The sequence below is a fragment of the Pseudomonas sp. BNK-44-b genome (assembly GCF_047456245.1).
Taxonomy (GTDB): Bacteria; Pseudomonadota; Gammaproteobacteria; order Pseudomonadales; family Pseudomonadaceae; genus Aquipseudomonas; species Aquipseudomonas machongensis.
Genome location: NZ_CP179908.1, coordinates 1,163,407 through 1,184,008, shown reverse-complemented (window position 1 = coordinate 1,184,008; position 20,602 = coordinate 1,163,407). Strand labels below are relative to the sequence as shown.

Genomic DNA, 20,602 nt, shown 5'->3' with positions numbered 1-20,602 from the left:
TTTCATTGCTGCAGGACTCAGTCCTCGCGATAGCGGCGCAGCTTCAGTTGCTTGCCGGCCACGCGGGTGTCCTTGAGCTTGGACAGCAGACGCTCCAGGCCCTCTTCCGGCAGCTCGACCAGGCTGAAGCTGTCGCGCACCTGGATGCGACCGATAGCGTCACGGGCCAGGCCGCCTTCATTGAGAATCGCACCCAACAAGTTTTTGGCGGCGATACCATCACGGGCACCCAGGGCGGTACGGCAACGCACGCGGCCTTCGGCCAGCGGCATCGGCGCGCGACGCTCGCGGTCACCGCGCTCGCTGCGCTCACCACGATCACTGCGCTCGCCGGTGCGCTCACGCGGCGTGTAGGTCGGCACCAGCGGTTGCTCGCGCTCGACGGCAGCCAGGTCCAGCGGCTGGCCATTGGTGGCCTTGCGCAGCAACGCGGCAGACAGCGCGCGAGCCGAGCAGCCCAGGTCGGCAGTCAGGCGGTCGAACAGCTCACCATGGGTGGCCTCAGCTTCAGCCACCAGCGGTGCGAGGCTTGCGGTCAGCTTCTTGATGCGCGCATCCAGCACGGCCTGTGGGCCAGGCAGACGAGCCTCGGCAACCTTCTGCCCGGTAACACGCTCGATCACCTGCAGCATGCGACGCTCACGCGGCGTCACCAGCAGCAGTGCGCGCCCATCGCGACCAGCACGACCGGTACGGCCGATACGGTGTACGTAGGATTCCGGATCGTATGGCATGTCCACGTTGAACACGTGGGTGATGCGCGGTACGTCCAGGCCACGGGCAGCGACGTCGGTAGCGACGACGATGTCCAGGCGACCGTCCTTGAGCGAGTCGATGACGCGCTCACGCTGGTTCTGGGCGATATCGCCGTTCAGCGCGGCAGCCTTGTAGCCCTTGGCTTCCAGCGCGGCGGCCAGGTCCAGGGTGGCTTGCTTGGTACGCACGAAGGCGATCAGCGCGTCGAATTCCTCGACTTCCAGCAGACGCAGCACAGCCGGGATCTTCTGGTCGGCGTGGACCATCAGATGGGCCTGCTCGATCGCGGTGACGGTCTGGGTCTTGCTCTGGATCTTGACGTGCTTGGGCTCGCGCAGGTGACGCTCGGCGATCGAACGGATCGACGACGGCAGGGTCGCGGAGAACAGCACGGTCTGGCGGGTGGCAGGGATGGCGTCGAAGATCACTTCGAGGTCGTCCATGAAGCCCAGCTTGAGCATTTCGTCGGCTTCGTCGAGTACCAGGTACTGAACGGTGGACAGCACCTTCTCGTCACGACGCAGGTGGTCGCACAGACGGCCAGGCGTGGCGACGACGATCTGCGCACCGTTACGGATGGCACGCAGTTGTGGGCCCATCGGGGCACCACCGTACACAGCCACCACGTTAACGCCCGGCATCTGCTTGGCGTAGGTTTCGAAAGCGGTGGCTACTTGCAGCGCCAACTCACGGGTTGGCGCCAGGATCAGGGCTTGCGGTTCGCGCTTGCTCACGTCGATCTTGTTGAGGATCGGCAGGGCGAAGGCAGCGGTCTTGCCGGTGCCAGTCTGCGCCTGGCCGATCATGTCATGACCGGCGAGAATGATCGGGATCGACTGTTGCTGGATGGCCGACGGCTCTTCATAGCCGGTGGCCAGAACGGCGGCAACGATGTTCGGATGAAGATCGAGAGCGGCGAATCCGCCGGTTTCCTGGGTCATGGGTCTGCCTCTATGTGCATCCGCAAAGACCCATGCTCCAAAGCTGCACATGCCTTGAAAGACCCGGAGGTCACCCAGGCAGCTTTGGCGGCGGGGATTTGCGAAAACGATTGAAAAAGAATTACGTGGGAAAGGTCCGCCTAGCGGACGTGCAGCCGAAGCTGGACTCGGAGGATTTGCACCACCTGATTTTGAGGTCCGCTAAAAGACCGGCGCGTACTATATACGAATTCGCGTTGATCTGTGAGAACTTTTTCACAGGAAGTGGCCATTATAAGGCCATCATTTAATCGAAAACTGAAACGTTTTTTCACGAGCGGCGGCGACTGCTTCGCGGGTAAACCCGCTCCCACAGGGGCAGCGCTGTCCCTGTGGGAGCGGGTTTACCCGCGAAAGGTACACCGCAGCTTTACGATCAGCTCGCCGGCCGAACTTCGCGAATCAGGTAGTCCAGCGAATAGCCCAGCCGCGCTGCCAACGCCTCGGCCCGCGCCCGCAACCCCTCCAGATCCAGTGCCTGCTCCAGATCCGCCGGCACCAGCAGGATCACGTTGCCCTCCTTCACCGGCAGCTCCCAGTAATGCCGGTGATACAATCCACGCAACAATGCCGCACCCAAAGGCCGACCATCGTCGCCGGCCCACTGGTTGATCACCAGCCAGCCTCCCGGATTGAGCTGCTGCTGGCACTGTTCCAGAAAGCCCCAGGCCAGATGGCCTACGCCCGGGCCATGATCGGTATAGAGATCGACGAAGATCAGGTCGGCTTTTTCAGCCGTGGGCAGCAGCTCCAGGGCATCGCCAACGCGCACGTACAAGCGCGGATCATCGTCGAGCCCCATGTATTCCATGGCCAGACGCGGCACGTCCGGGCGCAGCTCGATGGCCTCGACATCCTCCAGCGGCAGGAACTTCAAGCAGGCCTGGGTCAGGGTACCGGCCCCCAGCCCCAGGAACAGCGCGCTCTCCGGCTGCGGATGGCAGAGTGCACCGACCAGCATTGCACGCGTGTAGTCGTACTCCAGCCAACTGGGGTCGGCGGTGAAGGTACAGCTCTGCTCGATGGCGTCACCGAATTCGAGGAAGCGATAATCCTCGACCTCGTACACACTGATGACCCCGTAGGCATCTTCCACCCGGGCCAGCAGCCGTTCTTCCCGCTCCGTCGCCATCGCCTGCCACCTGCACACACAAAAACCGGCATTGTCCGCCAATGCCTGCGGTGCAACAAGCGCGCTGCCAACTGTTACCATGGCAGCTACGCCTGAACCGACCACATCGAGCCCGTGATGAACCGACCCTGGACCCCCGACAGCTGGCGCGCCCTGCCGATCCAGCAACAACCGACCTACCCCGACGCCACTCACCTGCTCAAGGTCGAGCAGACCCTGGCCAGCTACCCGCCGCTGGTGTTCGCCGGCGAAGCCCGCGAGTTGCGCCGCCAGTTCGCCGAGGTCACCCAGGGCCGCGCCTTCCTGCTGCAAGGTGGCGACTGCGCCGAGAGTTTCGCCGAGTTCTCCGCCGCGAAGATCCGCGACACCTTCAAGGTGCTGCTGCAGATGGCCATCGTCATGACCTTCGCCGCTGGCTGCCCGGTGGTGAAGGTCGGGCGCATGGCCGGGCAGTTCGCCAAACCGCGCTCGGCCAACGACGAAACCATCGGCCAGGTCACCCTGCCCGCCTACCGCGGCGACATCGTCAATGGTATCGGCTTCGACGCCGCCAGCCGCGTCCCCGACCCTGAGCGCCTGCTGCAGGCGTACCACCAGGCCACCGCCAGCCTCAACCTGCTGCGCGCCTTCGCCCAGGGCGGCTTCGCCGACCTGCACCAGGTGCACAAGTGGAACCTGGATTTCATCGCCAACTCGGCGCTGGCCGACAAATACCATCAGCTTGCTGATCGCATCGACGAGACCCTGGCCTTCATGCGTGCCTGTGGCCTGGACAGCGCACCGCAACTGCGCGAGACCAGCTTCTTCACCGCCCACGAGGCGCTGCTGCTCAACTACGAGGAAGCCTTCGTACGCCGCGACAGCCTGACGGGGGACTACTACGACTGCTCGGCGCACATGCTGTGGATCGGCGACCGCACCCGCCAGCTCGACGGTGCCCACGTGGAGTTCCTGCGGGGCGTGCACAACCCGATCGGGGTCAAGGTCGGCCCAAGCATGAACACCGAGGATCTGATCCGCCTGATCGACGTGCTCAACCCGGACAACGACCCCGGCCGCCTTAACCTGATCGTGCGCATGGGGGCGAACAAGGTCGGCGATCACCTGCCCGGGCTGATCCGCGCCGTCGAGCGCGAGGGGCGCCAGGTGCTGTGGAGCTCCGACCCGATGCACGGCAACACCATCAAGGCCAGCAGTGGCTACAAGACCCGCGATTTCGCGCAGATCCTCGACGAAGTGCGGCAGTTCTTCCAGGTGCACCAGGCCGAAGGCAGCCACGCCGGGGGTATCCACATCGAGATGACCGGGCAGAATGTCACCGAATGCATCGGCGGCGCCCGACCGATCACCGAAGATGGCCTGTCGGACCGCTACCACACCCATTGCGACCCCCGGATGAACGCCGATCAATCACTGGAACTGGCCTTCCTGATCGCCGAAACCCTCAAGCAGGTGCGTCGCTGAGGGCCTGACGCAACGGCCCTGCCGACTCGCGCGCGCAATCCAGGCGCACCCGCTCCAGGCCCAGCCACCCCGCCAGCCGTTCCAGACTGCGGGCCAGGGCCTGGAAGCCCTCTTCATCCAGTCCCTGGACCTCCTCATGCACGGCATGCACCGCCAGCTCACCGCGTGCTCGCTCTGCACGCAGGTCCAGGCGCGCGGCGATACGGCCGTCGTGCAGGAACGGCAACACGTAGTAGCCATAAACCCGCTTGTGCGCCGGGGTGTAGATCTCCAAACGGTAGCGAAAGTCGAACAGCCGCTCGGTACGGGCCCGCTCCCAGACCAACGAATCGAACGGCGAAAGCAAGGCACTGGCCTCCACTCGCCGGGGAATGCGCGGCGTGCCGGCGCAGTACGCCGGCTGCTTCCAGCCCTGCACCGTGCAGTGTTGCAAGCGACCCTCGGCGAGCAGTTGCGCCAGGGCAGCCCGCGCCTGCGCAGGCGTGAGCCTGAAATAGTCGCGCAGGTCTTGCTCGGTCGCCACGCCCAAGGCCGTGGCGGCTTGCAGCAACAGTCCTTGCTGGGCTTCGCTGTCGGATAGCTCGGGCTGATCGAGGATCGCCGCCGGCAGCACGCGCTCCGGCAGGTCGTACAGGCGCTCGAACCCGCGGCGCCCGGCGACGGTGACCCGCCCGGCCGCGAACAGCCACTCCAGGGCATGCTTCTCCTCGCTCCAGTCCCACCATGGGCAGGCGCGCTCTTGCCGGGTCGACAGGCTTCCGGCGCCCAAGGCGCCCTGGTCGCGCACCGCAGCCAGCACGCGGGCAATGACATCCTGACGCTCGCGGCCGAACTGCGCCAACTGCCGGTAGATACCCTCGCCCTGTTGCGCTCGCGCCATGCGCCAACGCATCAGCGGATAGAGCGACAGCGGCAGCAAGGACGCCTCATGCCCCCAATACTCGAACAACTGGCGCTGACGCCCACGGCCCCAGGCCAACTGGTCGAGCAATTCGGTCGGGTAGTCGCCCAGGCGTGAGAACAGTGGGAGGTAGTGCGAGCGCACCAGCGCATTGACCGAATCGATCTGCACCACGCCCAGACGCTGCAGCATGCGCTTGAGCGCAGCTGGCGTCGCGGCCTGGGGCTTACCGAAGCCCTGCGCAGACAGGGCCAGGCGTCGGGCCTGCTTGAGGGAAAGGCTGAAGGTCACGGCAAGAGCTCCACGGCAAGTCGGGTCACAGTGTAGCGCCATGACCGTCTTTACCCAGCCTTTACCCTGCCCTGACCGCCCTTGACCTTGATCTCCCTAGACTGGGCTCATCCGGTAACCACCGGCCTCAGAAAGGAGAAACACCATGCGCAAGACCCTTATCGCCCTGATGTTCGCCGCAGCCCTGCCGACCGTAGCCATGGCCATGCCAGACGGCGGCCCACGCGGTGACGGCCCGCATCACCGCGGTGACGCGCCTTTCGCGCAGCTTGACCTGACCCGTGACCAGCGCCAGCAGATCGGCAAGTTGATGGGCGAGCAGATGAAGCAGCGCCGCGACGTCACCGAACGCTACCTGGCCAAGCTGCCGGCGGCGGACCAGAAAGCCATGCAGGACGAGATCAAGGCCGGTCACGACAAGACCCAGAGCCAGATCCGCGCCCTGCTCAAGCCAGAGCAACAGAAGCAGTTCGACGAACTGCAGAGCAAACGCGCGGCAGACAAAGCTGAATGGCAGCAGTTCCAGGCCTGGAAAGCTGAAAAAGCCGCCAAGGCCCAGTAAGCTGTCCGACCGGTGCCCGGCTCGCGTCAATGCGGGCCGGGCCTTTCTCGTGTGTGGGAGGTACTCGTCTTGCGTTCATTGTTCTGGCGCATCCTGGCCAGTTTCTGGCTGGCCATCGCCCTGGTTGCGGGCCTGTCGATCCTGCTTGGCCACATGCTCAACCAGGACGCCTGGATTCTCAGCCGCCACCCGGGCCTGAACACCCTGGCCAGCCGCTGGGTACAGCACTATGAACAGGAAGGCCTGGAGGCATCGCAGCGCTTTCTGGAACGACGCAAGCAGCGCTACAAGATCGACGTCCAGGTGCTCGACGACAGCGGCGATGCCGTGGTACCCGGAACCTTCCCGCGTCGCGCCGAAGATTTCGAGCGACGCCAGCACAACGACGAGCGGCGCCTGCCCTGGCGCCGCCTCACCGAGGAGTACACCAGCCCTGCCACGGGCGAAACCTACCTGCTGATCTACCGCATCCCCCACCCGGAGCTGATGGCCTGGCACCGTGAAAGCCTGATCTGGCCGCTCAGCGCCCTGGGAATCGCCCTGGTGGTGCTGACCTTGTTCAGCTTGCTGGTGACCCTCTCGATCACCCGCCCTCTCAGCCGCCTGCGCGGTGCGGTGCACGACCTGGGCCAGACCAGCTACCAGCAGAACAGCCTGGCGCGACTGGCGGTACGCCGCGACGAGTTCGGCGTCCTGGCCAACGACTTCAACAAGATGGGCGCCCGCCTGCAAAGCCTGATCGGCAGCCAGCGCCAATTGCTGCGTGACGTCTCCCACGAACTGCGCTCGCCGCTGGCGCGCCTGCGCATCGCCCTGGCCCTGGCTGAACGCGCCGAGCCCGAACAGCGCCAGGCCCTCTGGCCGCGCCTGACCCGCGAGTGCGACCGGCTGGAAGACCTGATCAGCGAAATCCTGGTGCTCGCCAGGGTCGATGCCGAGCAGGCGCATGCCGAGCCCGTCGATCTCAACGCACTGCTCGGCAGCGTGCGCAAGGATGCCCAGCTCAGCGTGCCGGAACAGGAAGTACGCCTGGAGGCCGAGCCAGGGCTGACCCTGCAGGGCTGGCCGACCTTGCTGGAGCGGGCGGTGGACAACCTGGTGCGCAATGCGCTGCGCTTCAGCCCGGCAGGACAGCCCATCGAGATTCGCGCCAGCCGCGAGCAGGAACACCTGCTGCTGAGCGTGCGCGACCACGGCCCCGGTGTGGCGCCAGAACACCTTGCGCAGCTGGGTGAGCCGTTCTTCCGCGCGCCGGGGCAGGACGCGCCGGGCCACGGGCTTGGCCTGGCGATCGCCCGGCGCGCGGCCGAGCGACATGGTGGGACGCTGGTGCTGGAGAATCATCCGCAGGGGGGCTTTGTCGCGCGGCTGGAGCTGCCGGTGGCCCAGGCAACGGCTTGAACGTGCAAGAGCCGACTGGGCCCGCGCTTGGGCTGCGCAGCAGCCCAACACCCCCTCCGATCACTCGCCCCAGGCGCTGACGAACTCGGCCGTCTCCAGCACTGGCGGGGTACGCGGCTCATTGATCGGCGTGCCCAGGTACAGGTAACCGATCAGTTCTTCGTTCTCGGCCAGGCCCAGGCCTTTGTTCACATGGGCATCGAACGCCATGTCGCCGGTGCGCCACACCGCGCCGATCCCCTGGGCATGTGCCGCAATCAGAATGCCGTGGGCAGCGCAGCCTGCCGCCAGGCGCTGCTCCGACTTCGGCACCTTGAAGTGATCCTGTAGACGGGCAATGACCACAATCAGCAAGGGCGCGCGCAGCGGCATGGCCCGGGCCTTGTCCAGTGCCGCCTGGCTGGCATCGCCTTTGGCCTGCACGGCTTCGGCGAACAGCTCGCCGAGCTTTTCGCGCCCCTGCCCTTCGATGGTCAGAAAACGCCATGGGCGCAGCTGGCCGTGGTCCGGCGCACGCAGCGCCGCCTGGAACAACCCCTCGCGTTGCGCGGCATTGGGCGCGGGTTCAGTCAGGCGTGGCACGGAAACACGGTTGAGCAATGCGTCGAGAGCCTCCATCGGCTACCCTCCTGGCAGAAGAAATGTGCCGCCATTCTAAAGGACCTCGCGCACATGTGGAGTCGACTTGCCCGCGATCGCGATCAAAAGACCGCACCCCCACCGCCGGGCACACGTTTACATCCGGCGACCCACAGGTAGAATGGCGCCCTTTCCGTTTCGAGTCAGAGCAGATCACATGGCGTTGCCGACCTTAAGGATCATTGGTTTCATCATCGGCATCTTCCTGATCACCCTGGCGGTGAGCATGGTCGTGCCCATGGCGACCCTGCTGATCTTCGAGCGCACCGGCGACCTGCCGTCGTTCCTCTGGTCGAGCCTGATCACCTTCATCGCAGGCCTGGCGATGGTCCTGCCGGGCCGCCCGGAACACGTGCACCTGCGCCCCCGTGACATGTACCTGCTGACGGTGAGCAGCTGGCTCGTGGTCTGCGTGTTCGCCGCCCTGCCCTTCCTGCTGACCCAGCACATCAGCTACACCGACGCCTTCTTCGAAAGCATGTCCGGCATCACCGCCACCGGCTCCACGGTGCTCAGCGGCCTGGACAACATGTCGCCGGGCATCCTCATGTGGCGCTCGATGCTGCACTGGCTCGGCGGTATCGGCTTCATCGGCATGGCGGTCGCGATCCTGCCGTTGCTGCGCATCGGTGGCATGCGCCTGTTCCAGACCGAGTCCTCGGACCGTTCGGAAAAGGTCATGCCGCGCTCGCATATGGTCGCCAAGTTCATCGTCGCGGTGTACGTCGGCATCACCGTACTCGGCAGCCTGGCGTTCTGGTGCGCGGGAATGAGCCCCTTCGACGCGATCAACCACGCCATGTCGGCGATTTCCACCGGCGGTTTCTCCACCTCCGACCTGTCGCTGGCCAAGTGGGACATTCCTGCGGTGCACTGGGTCGCGGTGGTGGTGATGATCCTTGGCAGCGTGCCCTTCACCCTTTACGTGGCCACCCTGCGCGGCAATCGCCGGGCGCTGATCCGCGACCAGCAGGTACAGGGGCTGCTCGGGTTGCTGGTCGCCACCTGGGTCGTGCTCGGCACCTGGTATTGGGCCACCACCGACCTGCACTGGCTCGACGCCTTCCGCCACGTGGCACTGAACGTCACCTCGGTGGTCACCACCACCGGATTCGCCCTGGGCGACTACAGCCTGTGGGGCAACTTCTCGCTGATGCTGTTCTTCTATCTCGGCTTCATCGGCGGCTGCTCCGGCTCGACCGCCGGTGGCATCAAGATTTTCCGCTTCCAGGTCGCGTACATCCTGCTCAAGGCCAGCCTCAACCAGCTGATCCACCCGCGCGCAGTGATCAAGCAGAAATACAATGGTCACCGCCTCGACGAAGAAATCGTGCGCTCGATCCTGACCTTCTCGTTCTTCTTCGCCGTGACCATCTGCGTCATCGCCCTGTTGCTGTCGCTGCTGGGCGTGGACTGGATGACCGCCCTGACCGGCGCGGCCAGTACCGTTTCCGGCGTGGGGCCGGGCCTGGGCGAGGTGATCGGCCCGGCCGGCAACTTCGCCAGCCTGCCGGATGCCGCCAAGTGGATTCTCGCCGGCGGCATGCTGCTCGGCCGCCTGGAGATCATCACGGTGCTGGTGTTGTGCATGCCTGCGTTCTGGCGTCACTGACCACTGACGCCTCCAGGCGCGCGCGGTACTCGCTGGGCGTGACGTCGAACCAGCGGCGGAAGGCCCGGTAGAAATTGCTCGGATCGGCAAAACCCAGCAGATAAGCGGTTTCCAGCAGGGTCATGCCTGGCTGCGCCAGGTATTGCTCGGCCAGCTCGCGCCGGGTGTCGTCCAGCAGGGTCTGGAAACTGGTGCCTTCCTCCTGCAAGCGCCGCTGCAGCGTGCGCTGGGACAGGTGCAAGGCCTGGGCCACGGTTTCGCGCTTGGGTTCGCCCTGGGGCAGGATACGGCACAGGGTCTGGCGCACCCGATGGGTGACGCGACTTTCCGAGAAGCGCGCCAGGTATTCGCCCGCAAAACGGTCATGGAGAATTGCCATCGCTTCGTTGGCGGTGGGCAGCGGCGCTTCCATGTCGGCTCGCTCGAGCACCAGCGCATCGTGGGGAGCCCCAAACACCAGTGGCGCGCGGAACGCGACCCGATAAGGCTCGACATTCCTGGGTTGCGGCCCCTGGATCAGCACCCGGCGCGGCTGTACCGGACGACCACTGAGCCAGCTGCACAGCGACAGCGCGCAGGCCAGCGAGGCTTCCGAGCTGTGCCGGGTCGGCGGCAGGTGATCACCGTGGACGGTAAGAATCAGCGAATAGCCCTCAGGCCCGAGACGAAAGCTCAGGTCGGAGCTTTCGGCGATGATGCGCTGGTATCGCACCAGGCGCTCGAAGCCTTCGGCCAGCGTACGGCTGGACATCAGCGCATAGCCGACCACGTGGAAGGACGCCGGCCGCACCACTCGCGCCATGTTCAGGCCAATGGCCTCGTTTCCCGACAGCTCCACCGCCAACTGCCAGAGACGGGTCATGGCGTCCTGCGGGAAGCGTGCATCCGGATCGTCCAGGGCGGCGAAATCCAGCCCGAGCTGCTTGAACATGGCACGGCAGTCGAGCCCTTCCAGCTCGAGCGCCTTGACGATCCCTGATGCCCAGCTGGCTGACGTGGTTCTTTCACTCATGACAGATTTCTTGTGCTGACCGCTCCAGCGGTGAATCAAAAGGATAGTCAATTGGCGCCAATTGTCACTGGTAGCCACTCCCGGTGACTCTAGACTCGAAACAGGCTCCACGCCGTGTATCTTGAACAAAAACGCACCTGCGGGAACACAGCCCATGAACAGCACAGCGCAGTTTCGCAGTTTTGCCGAGTTCTACCCCTACTACCTTGGCGAACACGCCAACCCTACTTGCCGACGCCTGCACTTCGTCGGCACCAGCCTGGTCATCGCCCTGCTGGCCTACACCATTGGCAGCGGCAACTGGCTGCTATTGCTGGCCATACCGTTCGCCGGGTACGGCTTCGCCTGGGTCGGACACTTCTTTTTCGAGAAGAACCGACCGGCCACCTTCACGTATCCGCTGTATAGCCTGATTGGTGATTTCGCGATGTTCCGCGATATCTTGCGAGGCAAGATCAGTCTTTGAGAGGCCTGCGGCCGCGCCGTACTATGCCGGCGCGCGCAATGCAGCGAGACGCTCGGTCTCCCGCGCCTGGGCATCGGCCAGACGGTACAGCTCGATGTGGCCGTCCCAGTGCTCGATCAACGCCGTGCACGATTCCACCCAGTCTCCGCAGTTGAGGTACTCGACCTCGCCCACCTTGCGGATCTCGGCGTGGTGAATATGCCCACACACCACGCCCTGGAACCCCCGGCGTGTGCACTCATGGGCAATCGCATCCTCGAAGTCGCTGATGAAATTCACCGCACCCTTGACCTTGTGCTTGAGGTACGCCGACAACGACCAGTAGCCATACCCGTAGCGGGCACGCCAATGGTTGAGCCAACGATTGAGCACCAGGGTGAATTCATAGGCACGGTCGCCCAGAAACGCCAACCAGCGGTGATAGCGGGTGATCACATCGAACTGGTCACCGTGCACCACCAGCAGGCGCCGACCATCGGCGGTAAGGTGCTCGGCCTCGTCGACCAGTTGGATATTGCCCAGGATCAGCTTCGAATAACGGCGCAGGAACTCGTCGTGGTTACCGGTGACGTAGATCACCTCGGTACCGCGCTTGCTCATGGTCAACAGGCGACGAATCACATTGGTATGGGCTTGCGGCCAATAGATACCGCTACGCAGCTTCCAGCCGTCGATGATGTCGCCGACCAGGTAGACGCGGTCGGCCTGGTAGCCCTTGAGAAACTGCGACAAGTGCTCGGCCTGGCAATCCCGGGTGCCCAAGTGCACATCGGAGATCCACAGGGTGCGCACCCGCTGCTTGCGTGACGGACGGACAAGTTCGGCATGTGTCATGGGGCGGCCTCCGGCGCTGTTTGCAGGAGACTGGCAGGTGCGCATGACAGATCGGTGGCAGTCGTGTGACGAGTGGTCGGGCGCGGATTGCGCATTGTTTACCTTTCGCGGCTAAAACCGCTCCCCCTGCGCGGCACTGCGATACACTGCTCCCCTGCCCCAAGGATGCTCCCATGGTCGGTCCGATCCTGTCCCTGCGCCATTACCGCGACGAGTTGCTCGCCCATAGTCACGAACACCCGCAACTGGTGTTCGGCCTGCGTGGGCACCTCGATTTCGAAGTACAGGGCCGAGGCACGCGCATCGACCGCCAGGGGCTCATCGTGGTCCCCGCCGGTTTTCACCACACCTGCGCCAGCGACGCGGGCAGCCACTGCCTGGTGCTGGATATTCCAGGCGAGCATTGGCTGCGCGAGCAGATGGGCGGCCACGCCGAGGCCAGCCACCGCCTGCTCGAACGCCCAGCGGCGCTGCTGCTCGACGGCCGCCAGCAGCAACTGGTGGATTGGCTCGCAGCGAGCGCGGTGGACGATCCGCTGATCAGCCGCCAAGGCGCACTCCTGCTGCTGGCCAGCCTGAACACCGCCGCCGCCCCCACCACGCCCAGCAAACGCCTGCCCTACGCAGCCTTCGATGCACATATCGAGCGTCATGCCGCACACCCTCTGCAAGTCGCCGACCTGGCAAGGCTGGCCGGTTTGTCAGGTGCTCGCCTGCACGCACGCTTCGTCGAGGAATGCGGCATAACACCGATGGACTACATCCGCCAGCGGCGTTTGCTCAAGGCGCGGCAACTGATCGTCCTTACCTCGCTGCCGATGGGCGAAATCGCCGCACAGGTGGGTTACAGCTCGCAGAGTGCGTTTTCGGCGGCGATATTGCGGGCGTTCGGCCTTACGCCGCTGGCGCTGCGACGAGAGTCTGGCGACAACTGACGCCAGGATGACGACAGAATCTGTTTTCCCCCGGCTCTACACTGTGCCTGTGCCAGCCTGTGGGTATGGTCTACCCGCGCAAGTGCCAGCAAAGATCTCGAGCAAGGACTCACCATGAACCACCGTACTGCCCTCGGCGCCCTGCACATCGGCGCGCTGTTCTTCGGCCTCACCGGCGTCTTCGGCAAACTGGCCGCCAGTGCCACGCCCTCGATCATCGTCTTTGGCCGCGCACTCTTCGCGGTGCTGGCCCTGGCCCTGTTCGCCGGCCTCGCCCGCAAGGGCTGGCAGCGACTCAGGGCCCAGGACCTGGGGCGCCTGCTGCTTGGCGGCATATTGCTGGCCGGGCACTGGGTGAGCTTCTTCATCGCCGTGCGGGTCGGCGGCGTTGCCATCGCTACCCTCGGCTTTGCCAGCTTTCCAGCGTTCACCGTGATCCTCGAAGGCGTGCTGTTCCGCGAGCGCATCCGTCGCAACGAAGCCCTGCTGGTACTGCTGGTAAGCATCGGCCTGGTGCTGGTCACCCCGGCGTTCAACCTGGCCAGCGAGGCCACGGGCGGCCTGCTTTGGGCCTTGCTTTCGGGCCTGCTGTTCTCGCTGCTGTCGCTGACCAATCGAGCCGGCTCCGGCCGCGTGCCTGCGGTACAGGCTGCGCTGTGCCAGAACCTGGTGGTCGGTGTGTGCCTCCTGCCCTTCGCCTTGCCGGGGCTCGGCGCGGTGAAGCCCATGGACTGGCTCTGGATCGCCCTGCTCGGCATCTTCTGCACCGGGGTGGCGCACAGCCTGTTCGTCGCCAGCCTGGCAGTGATCAAGGCCCGCACCGCCTCGGTGGTGTTCGGCATGGAGCCGGTCTACGGTATCGCCGTGGCCTGGATGGTGTTCGCCGAGACGCCTACCCTGCGCATGCTCGCTGGCGGGGCGCTGATCATCTTTGCCATCGTGCTGTCCAGCCGCCTGTCTGCCGAGCCACCGCCAAGGAGGGAACGCCTGGCCGAAGGCGCATGATCAACGGTCGTTGTGGCCCAGGTCTCGCTGCGGGTCGATCTGGTCACGCACCCGCTGCTTGAGCACCTTGGCCTCGGGGAAGCCACCATCGAGCTTGCGCTCCCAGATCTGCGCGCCGTCGCAGGTGATTCGAAACACCCCACCGGTACCCGGTTCCAGGGACACTCGGGCAAGATCATCGGAAAAGGTACTGAGCAGCTCCTGAGCCAGCCAGGCAGCACGCAGCAGCCATTGGCACTGCGTGCAATACGTGATGACAACTTCTGGCTTGGTATCGGCCATGTGGAGACAGTTCCTGGTGAGTGAGCCGCTTATACTAGCGGTCTTTGCCCATCGCGTTGAGACTCACGATGCATCATCTGCTGTTATGCCTGTTGCTGGCGCTCACCTCGTTCACCGCCCTGGCCGTGGAGCCGCCTCGGCCCAAGGTCGGCCTGGTACTGTCGGGGGGTGCTGCCCGCGGCCTTGCGCATATCGGCGTGCTCAAGGCCCTGGAAGAACAGGGCGTGCACATCGACGCCATCGCCGGGACCAGCATGGGTGCGGTGGTTGGCGGCCTGTATGCCTCCGGCTACAGCATCGAGGAGCTCGAACACCTGGCCCGTACCCTCGACTGGCAGCAGGCACTTTCCGACGCACCGCCGCGCAAGGATGTGCCGTTTCGCCGCAAGCAGGACGACCGCGATTTCCTGGTCAAGCAGAAGCTGAGCTTTCGCGATGACGGCAGCCTTGGCTTGCCGCTGGGGGTGATACAGGGCCAGAACCTGTCATTGCTGCTGGAAAGCAAGCTGGCCCACACCGCTGACATTCGTGACTTCGACAAACTGCCGATCCCGTTCCGCGCCGTTGCCACCGACATCGCCAGCGGTGAGAAGGTGGTGTTCCGCCGTGGTCACCTGCCTCAGGTGGTGCGCGCCAGCATGTCGATTCCGGCAGTGTTCGCCCCGGTCGAGCTCGACGGGCGCCTGCTGGTGGACGGTGGCATGGTCGACAACATCCCGCTGGATGTGGTGCGCGAAATGGGCGTGGACATGGCCATCGTCGTCGATATCGGCACCCCGCTGCGCAGCCGCAAGCAACTGGCCACGGTCGTGGACGTGCTCAACCAGTCGATCACCCTGATGACCCGGCGCAACTCCGAGGAACAACTGGCCAGCCTGCACCGCGACGACATCCTGGTACAGCCAGCACTGGCAGCCTTTGGCGTGACCGACTTCGGCCGTGCCCAGGACATGATCGACGCCGGCTACCGCGCCACCCGCGCCCTCGACGCACGCCTGGCGGTGCTGCGCCAGGCTGGCGGCGACAGCCAGTTGGCCGTGGCACGCTCTGCGCAACAGCGCACGCCCATCATCACGGCGATCAAGGTGGAGAACGATTCAAAGGTCAGCGATGACGTGATCCGCTACTACATCCGCCAGCCCCTGGGCGAGCCGCTGGAGCTGGAGCGCTTGCAAACCGATATGGGTACCCTCTACGGCCTGGACTACTTCGACCGGGTGCAGTACCGCGTGGTGCACAAGGGCGAGGAGAACACGCTGGTGATCAACGCCCGGGGTAAACGCGGCGGTACCGACTACCTGCGCCTGGGCCTGAACCTGTCCGATGACATGCGCGGCGACAGTGCCTTCAATCTGGGTGCCAGCTATCGGATGAACGGCATCAATCGCCTGGGCGCTGAATGGCTGACCCGGGCACAGATCGGCGATCAGCAGGAGCTCTACAGCGAGTTCTACCAGCCGCTGGACGTCGGCTCGCGCTACTTCGTCGCCCCGTACCTGTCGCTCGGCTCGCAGAACATCGAAGCGACCCTGGACAACGACCCGGTGGCCGAGTACCGCCTGGAACGCTACGGCTTTGGTCTGAACCTGGGTCGACAGATCGGCACCTACGGGGAAGTACGCCTGGGCGTAGGCAAGGCCTGGGGTGAGGCTGAAGTGCGCATCGGCGACCACGACCTGCCAAAGGTCAGCTTCAATGAAGGCTTCTACGAACTGAAATACTCCTTCGACACCCTCGACAACGTGTACTTCCCCCACAGCGGCGAAGACATCGGCCTGACCTTGCGCAAGTACGACCGCTCGCTGGACTCGGACATCGACTACCGACAGTGGCTGTTCAACATCGACAAGGCGTTGAGCTACGGGCCGAACACCTGGGTATTCGGCGGCCGCTATGGCCGCACCCTGGACGATACCGAGGTGGTGACCTCCAGCTTCGTGCTTGGCGGCGCTCGGCAGCTATCGGGCTTTCGCCAGGACTCGGTGTCGGGGCAGAACATCAGTCTGATGCGCGTGGTCTATTACCGTCGCCTGACACCCCGCGCCTACCTGCCGCTGGACTTCCCGCTATACCTGGGTGGCTCGCTGGAGCGTGGCCGCGCCTGGAACAACGACAACGAGTTCGACAGTGGTTATATCAACGCCGCGAGCATCTTCCTTGGGCTGGACACGCCGCTCGGGCCACTGAACATCAGTTATGGCGCCAACACCGAGCACCAGAAGGCGGTGTACCTGAATCTGGGACACACCTTCTAGAGCGCACGAAGGCGCGACAAAAAAACGGATAGGGCGTGAGCCACTATCCGTTTTCTTGTACCGCTAAGCGTGGTGCTGGGGTCAGGACTTCTCGAGATTGCCCAGAATCTTCGCGTGCACGCGCATGCACACCTCCAGATCCGCCTCATCAACGCCCGTGAAGAGTTCGGCGCGAAGGGCATTGGCAATGGTTTCGATCTGATCGATGAGCGGTTTTGCAGGCGGGCACAACAGGATCTTCTTCGCCCGCCGATCTTCCATGACCGCTTGGCGCCGTACCAGCCCCTGACTTTCCAGGCTGTCGAGCAGACGCGCCAGGGTCGGGCCTTCGACGCCGACACTCTGCGCCAGCTCGCGCTGGGTCGGCGATTCGTCGAAACGGGCCAGGTGCAGCAGCACCAGCCAGCGGGCCTGGGACAGGTTCAGCCCAGCCAGGCGGCGGTCCAGTTCGGCGCGCCAGCCCCGGGACATCTGGGCCAGCTGCATGCCGAAGCGGTGTTGGTTGTCGGTCAGGGGCATAAGCAACTCGATCGATAGAACTAATTATTAGTCAGCTAATCATGCCCCGGGGTATCAGGCAAGGCTCGACGAGTGGGAAAGGTCCGATAATCGACAAAAAGAATGACAAAGGTCAGCAATGGCCGGGATACCCGGCGTTGTCAGCGGCACCCTACGCTTGCGGCAACAGGCACTGCTGCCTCAAAGCTCGAACTCCGCCGCCAGCGCCGCACGCACGCAATACAGCACCCCTTCCGGCACGCGTTGGCCAAACTGCGGAGCGATGGCCGAAACCGGCGGCAGTTCACCCTCCCCGTCGAGGAATGCGTCCTGCACCTCCATCATCAATTCTTCTGGCAAGTCCAGCGCCTGCTCCAGGCTCAGCTCCTGGCGCCCGATGGCCTCAGCCAACAGGCTGTAGACGTTTTTCTCGCTGCAGTTCAACTGCCCGGCGATCTGCGCCGGGGTCATGCCAGCGCGGGCCAGGCTGACCAGTTCGTGCCGCAGGTCGAGCACCACCTTCGGCGCCTCCTCGGTGCCGCCGGCGCCGTTGAGCACTTCCAGGAACGCCTGGCCATAGCGCTCCAGCTTGCGCGCCCCCACGCCGCTGACCTGGGCCATGTCGCTGAGACTGGTGGGCTGGCTGCGCAGCATCTCGAGCAACGTCGAATCGGGGAAGATGACATAGGGCGGCACGCTGTGCTCCTCCGCCAGCTTGCGGCGCAGTGTGCGCAGCGCTTCCCACAGCTCGCGCTCTTCGGCACGCACCAACTGACTGGCTGGGCTGCCGCCGCCACTGCCCGAGGACTTGGCCACGGTCTGCGGCTTGAGATCGCGGCGCAATTGCAGGTTCACTTCGCCGCGCAGCAGTGGCCGGCAGGTGTCGGACAGACGCAGGCCGCCATAACCCTCGAGGTCGATGTCCACCAGGCCGCGGGCAACCAGCTGACGGAACAGCGACCGCCATTCGTGCTCGCCCAACGCCTTGCCGACGCCGAATACCGACAGTTTCTCGTGACCGAAATTGCGTACCTTCTCGGTATCCTTGCCCAGCAGGACATCGACCAGATGGCCGACCCCATAGCGCTGGCCAGTGCGAAACACGGCCGACAGTGCCTGACGCGCGGGCTCGGTGGCATCCCAGGTCTGCACATTGTCGACGCAGTTGTCGCAATGGCCGCAGGGCTGCTCGAGCACCTCATCGAAGTAGGCCAGCAGCGACTGGCGCCGGCAGCGCGTCTCTTCGCACAGCGCCAGCATCGCGTCGAGTTTATGTTGTTCGATACGCTTGTGACGCTCATCGCCTTCGGAGTTCTGCAGCATCTGCTTGAGCATCACCATGTCCTGCAGGCCATAGGCCATCCAGGCATCGGACGGCAGGCCATCACGCCCGGCCCGACCGGTTTCCTGGTAGTAGGCCTCAAGCGACTTGGGCAGGTCCAGGTGAGCGACGAAACGCACGTTGGGCTTGTCGATACCCATGCCGAACGCGATGGTGGCCACCATGATCAGCCCTTCCTCGTTGAGGAAGCGGTGCTGGTTGGCCGAGCGGGTCTCTGCAGCCAGGCCGGCGTGATAGGGCAGCGCCGGGAATCCCTGCTCGCAGAGGAAAGCGGCGGTTTCATCGACTTTCTTGCGCGACAGGCAGTAGACGATGCCGGCGTTGCCGCGCCGCTCGCCGAGAAACGCCATCAGTTGCTTGCGTGGCGACTCCTTGGGCACGATGCGATAGAAGATGTTGGGCCGGTCGAAGCTCGATAAGAAACGCTCCGCGCCCTGCAGGTGCAGGCGCTGGACGATTTCCTCACGGGTGCGCATGTCGGCGGTGGCGGTCAGGGCAATACGCGGCACGTGCGGGAACAGTTCGGCAAGCTGGCCCAGTTGCAGGTACTCGGGGCGGAAATCATGCCCCCATTGCGACACGCAATGCGCTTCGTCGATGGCGAACAGCGAGATGTCCAGGTCGCGCAGGAACTCCAGCATGCGTGGCTGCACCAGGCGTTCAGGCGCCAGGTACAGCATCTTCACCTCACCGCGGCGCAGGCGCCCAGCCAGGTCGCGCTGCTGCTCGGGGCTGAGCGTCGAGTTCAGCGCGGCCGCGGCCACCCCCAGCTCGTCGAGCGTGGCGACCTGGTCGTCCATCAACGCGATCAGCGGCGACACCACCACGGTCAGGCCCGGACGCAGCAGGCCTGGCACCTGGAAACACAGCGACTTGCCACCACCGGTGGGCATCAGGACCAGTGCATCGCCCCCGTTGGCCACGCATTCGATGATCGCCGCCTGGCGACCTCGGAAGCTGTCGTAGCCGAAGATATCCTTGAGGACGCGCTGAGCCTGTTCGAGCATTTGCCACTCCAAATCGCCGTACCATCCTGGACACAGGCTGGACGATAAATCCGCCGCGCGCACACCGAATGCGTAAGCGGTTTTTGCCGGGCTGCGCAGAAACGCCAGCTGGCTTGAAAAACCGCGGAGTATACCCGACTGCCCTGCTCTGCGGCAGGCTACGGTGACAGACGTTCCCTTTGCCCCGCCAAGGCTGCAAGGTGCTAGAATTCACTATCGTTTATTCCCCAAGGTAGCCCTGTAATGTCCTTCGCCGAGCAACTGACCCGCCTGCAAGCCTTCCTCGACGCCGACGAGCTGCACGAGGAAGCACTGGACTACGTCGCCGCACACGGCTACCTGACCGCGTTGTCGATCTGTGCCGAGGACGTCCCCGAGCGCGAATGGATCGACGCGCTTTTCGCCGAAGAACCTCACTACGCCAGCGAAGCCCAGCGCACCGAGATCGAAGCGACGCTGGTGGCCCTCAAGGGCCACATCGCTCGCCAGCTGGCCAGCGACGAAGAGTTCGACCTGCCTTGCGAGCTGGACCTGACCGACGAGCCGGACGATTCCGACCTGCGCGGCTGGTGCATCGGCTTCATGGAAGGCGTGTTCCTGCGTGAAGAGGCCTGGTTCGAGAACGCCGAAGAGGAAGTCAGCGAAATGCTGCTGCCGATCATGGTTGGCTCGGGCCTGTTCGACGAGCAACCTGAGTTCGCCGACATCGCCAGCAACGCCAACCTGCAGGACGACATGGTCGTGCAGATTCCCGAGGCACTCAGCGCGCTGTTCCTGCTGCTGCACGCGCCGGACGAAAAACCAGCCCTGCTCAAGCCGCGCCACCACTGATTCGCAGTGGTGCGCTACCTGCTGCTGGCCGTCGGCTGGCTCAGTGTCGCGCTGGGGGTGCTGGGGATCTTCCTGCCGGTGTTGCCCACCACCCCTTTCCTGCTGCTGGCGGCGGCCTGTTTCGCCCGCAGCTCACCACGATTCCACGACTGGTTGGTGAACCACCCCAGGCTCGGACCGTGGATTCGCGACTACCTCAACGGCGACGGTATCCCGCTCAAGGGCAAGGTCTACGCCATCGGCCTGATGTGGGCGAGCATCGGGCTGTCGTGCTATCTGGTGCCGCTGTTCTGGGCCAGGGCCTTCATGCTCACCAGTGCCGTACTGGTCACCCTCTACATCCTCAAGCAGAAGACCCTGCGCCTGCCCTGAACACGCGGCTACGGAAAGCAAGCCC

18 protein-coding genes and 1 pseudogene are annotated in these 20,602 nt (G+C 64.6%); 10 read left to right on the top strand and 9 right to left on the bottom strand.

Translation table 11 applies throughout. The features are described 5' to 3' along the window. Positions 1–17: 17 nt before the first annotated feature. Positions 18–1,731: pseudogene (locus tag ACMGGG_RS05650) on the bottom strand (DEAD/DEAH box helicase). A gap of 381 nt (positions 1,732–2,112) precedes the next feature. Then, positions 2,113–2,868 carry a spermidine synthase gene (locus ACMGGG_RS05645; protein WP_153773490.1) on the bottom strand — a complete coding sequence of 252 codons (756 nt, stop codon included), beginning with the start codon at positions 2,866–2,868 and terminating at the stop codon, positions 2,113–2,115. A 117-nt stretch (positions 2,869–2,985) separates the two neighbouring features. On the opposite strand from ACMGGG_RS05645, the gene ACMGGG_RS05640 reads away from it, so the two are divergent. After that, the gene (locus tag ACMGGG_RS05640) at positions 2,986–4,332 is read left to right on the top strand and encodes a class II 3-deoxy-7-phosphoheptulonate synthase (RefSeq protein ID WP_151924189.1); all 1,347 of its coding nucleotides are present in this window, start codon (positions 2,986–2,988) and stop codon (positions 4,330–4,332) included. Here the strand turns inward: ACMGGG_RS05640 and ACMGGG_RS05635 are convergent. Then, entirely contained in the window at positions 4,313–5,566 is a 1,254-nt protein-coding gene (locus ACMGGG_RS05635) for a winged helix-turn-helix domain-containing protein (protein ID WP_414160015.1), read from the bottom strand. The two genes, ACMGGG_RS05640 and ACMGGG_RS05635, sit on opposite strands and share 20 nt — an antisense overlap. A 103-nt stretch (positions 5,567–5,669) precedes the next feature. Between ACMGGG_RS05635 and ACMGGG_RS05630 the strand changes: the two genes are divergently transcribed. Together ACMGGG_RS05630 and ACMGGG_RS05625 are read left to right on the top strand one after the other, a co-directional pair. Further along, positions 5,670–6,086: a Spy/CpxP family protein refolding chaperone gene (locus ACMGGG_RS05630; RefSeq protein ID WP_054893255.1), complete on the top strand. Its 417-nt coding sequence runs from the start codon at positions 5,670–5,672 to the stop codon at positions 6,084–6,086. A gap of 69 nt (positions 6,087–6,155) precedes the next feature. Further along, positions 6,156–7,487 carry a sensor histidine kinase gene (locus ACMGGG_RS05625; RefSeq protein ID WP_063543796.1) on the top strand — a complete coding sequence of 444 codons (1,332 nt, stop codon included), beginning with the start codon at positions 6,156–6,158 and terminating at the stop codon, positions 7,485–7,487. A gap of 60 nt (positions 7,488–7,547) precedes the next feature. Here the strand turns inward: ACMGGG_RS05625 and ACMGGG_RS05620 are convergent, their stop codons facing one another. Further along, positions 7,548–8,105, bottom strand: coding sequence for an NAD(P)H nitroreductase (locus tag ACMGGG_RS05620; RefSeq protein ID WP_054893256.1), 558 nt, complete (start codon positions 8,103–8,105; stop codon positions 7,548–7,550). Positions 8,106–8,283: 178 nt separating this feature from the next. On the opposite strand from ACMGGG_RS05620, the gene ACMGGG_RS05615 reads away from it, so the two are divergent. Continuing rightward, positions 8,284–9,738: a TrkH family potassium uptake protein gene (locus tag ACMGGG_RS05615; protein ID WP_414155031.1), complete on the top strand. Its 1,455-nt coding sequence runs from the start codon at positions 8,284–8,286 to the stop codon at positions 9,736–9,738. Here the strand turns inward: ACMGGG_RS05615 and ACMGGG_RS05610 are convergent. Then, positions 9,695–10,750, bottom strand: coding sequence for an AraC family transcriptional regulator (locus ACMGGG_RS05610; protein WP_054893258.1), 1,056 nt, complete (start codon positions 10,748–10,750; stop codon positions 9,695–9,697). The genes ACMGGG_RS05615 and ACMGGG_RS05610 overlap by 44 nt on opposite strands. A 154-nt stretch (positions 10,751–10,904) precedes the next feature. Between ACMGGG_RS05610 and ACMGGG_RS05605 the strand changes: the two genes are divergently transcribed. Beyond that, complete coding sequence (locus ACMGGG_RS05605; protein WP_054893259.1) at positions 10,905–11,216, top strand: DUF962 domain-containing protein; 312 nt, start codon at positions 10,905–10,907, stop codon at positions 11,214–11,216. A 21-nt stretch (positions 11,217–11,237) separates the two neighbouring features. On the opposite strand, the gene ACMGGG_RS05600 is transcribed toward ACMGGG_RS05605, so the two are convergent. Beyond that, the gene (locus tag ACMGGG_RS05600; RefSeq protein WP_063543792.1) at positions 11,238–12,050 is read right to left on the bottom strand and encodes a UDP-2,3-diacylglucosamine diphosphatase; all 813 of its coding nucleotides are present in this window, start codon (positions 12,048–12,050) and stop codon (positions 11,238–11,240) included. A 173-nt stretch (positions 12,051–12,223) separates the two neighbouring features. Here ACMGGG_RS05600 and ACMGGG_RS05595 point away from each other — a divergent pair, with 173 nt between their 5' ends. Next, positions 12,224–12,985, top strand: a complete 762-nt coding sequence (locus ACMGGG_RS05595) for an AraC family transcriptional regulator (RefSeq protein WP_414155030.1) — start codon at positions 12,224–12,226, stop codon at positions 12,983–12,985. A 114-nt stretch (positions 12,986–13,099) separates the two neighbouring features. After that, positions 13,100–13,990, top strand: coding sequence for a DMT family transporter (locus ACMGGG_RS05590; RefSeq protein WP_063543788.1), 891 nt, complete (start codon positions 13,100–13,102; stop codon positions 13,988–13,990). Here the strand turns inward: ACMGGG_RS05590 and ACMGGG_RS05585 are convergent, their stop codons facing one another. Beyond that, positions 13,991–14,272, bottom strand: a complete 282-nt coding sequence (locus ACMGGG_RS05585) for a SelT/SelW/SelH family protein (RefSeq protein WP_063543786.1) — start codon at positions 14,270–14,272, stop codon at positions 13,991–13,993. 68 nt (positions 14,273–14,340) lie between these two features. On the opposite strand from ACMGGG_RS05585, the gene ACMGGG_RS05580 reads away from it, so the two are divergent. Beyond that, positions 14,341–16,527 carry a patatin-like phospholipase family protein gene (locus ACMGGG_RS05580; RefSeq protein WP_414155029.1) on the top strand — a complete coding sequence of 729 codons (2,187 nt, stop codon included), beginning with the start codon at positions 14,341–14,343 and terminating at the stop codon, positions 16,525–16,527. Positions 16,528–16,608: 81 nt separating this feature from the next. Here the strand turns inward: ACMGGG_RS05580 and ACMGGG_RS05575 are convergent, their stop codons facing one another. Both ACMGGG_RS05575 and recQ read right to left on the bottom strand, forming a co-directional pair. After that, a complete protein-coding gene (locus tag ACMGGG_RS05575) occupies positions 16,609–17,046 on the bottom strand; it encodes a MarR family transcriptional regulator (RefSeq protein ID WP_054893265.1) in 438 nt (145 codons plus the stop codon). Positions 17,047–17,226: 180 nt separating this feature from the next. Further along, on the bottom strand, positions 17,227–19,374 hold the full coding sequence (recQ, locus tag ACMGGG_RS05570; RefSeq protein ID WP_054893266.1) for a DNA helicase RecQ: 2,148 nt from the start codon (positions 19,372–19,374) through the stop codon (positions 17,227–17,229). Between the two features lie 243 nt (positions 19,375–19,617). Here recQ and ACMGGG_RS05565 point away from each other — a divergent pair, with 243 nt between their 5' ends. Together ACMGGG_RS05565 and ACMGGG_RS05560 are read left to right on the top strand one after the other, a co-directional pair. Next, positions 19,618–20,205 carry a YecA family protein gene (locus ACMGGG_RS05565; protein ID WP_054893267.1) on the top strand — a complete coding sequence of 196 codons (588 nt, stop codon included), beginning with the start codon at positions 19,618–19,620 and terminating at the stop codon, positions 20,203–20,205. Between the two features lie 9 nt (positions 20,206–20,214). Then, positions 20,215–20,577, top strand: coding sequence for a YbaN family protein (locus ACMGGG_RS05560; RefSeq protein WP_054893322.1), 363 nt, complete (start codon positions 20,215–20,217; stop codon positions 20,575–20,577). Positions 20,578–20,602 lie beyond the last annotated feature (25 nt).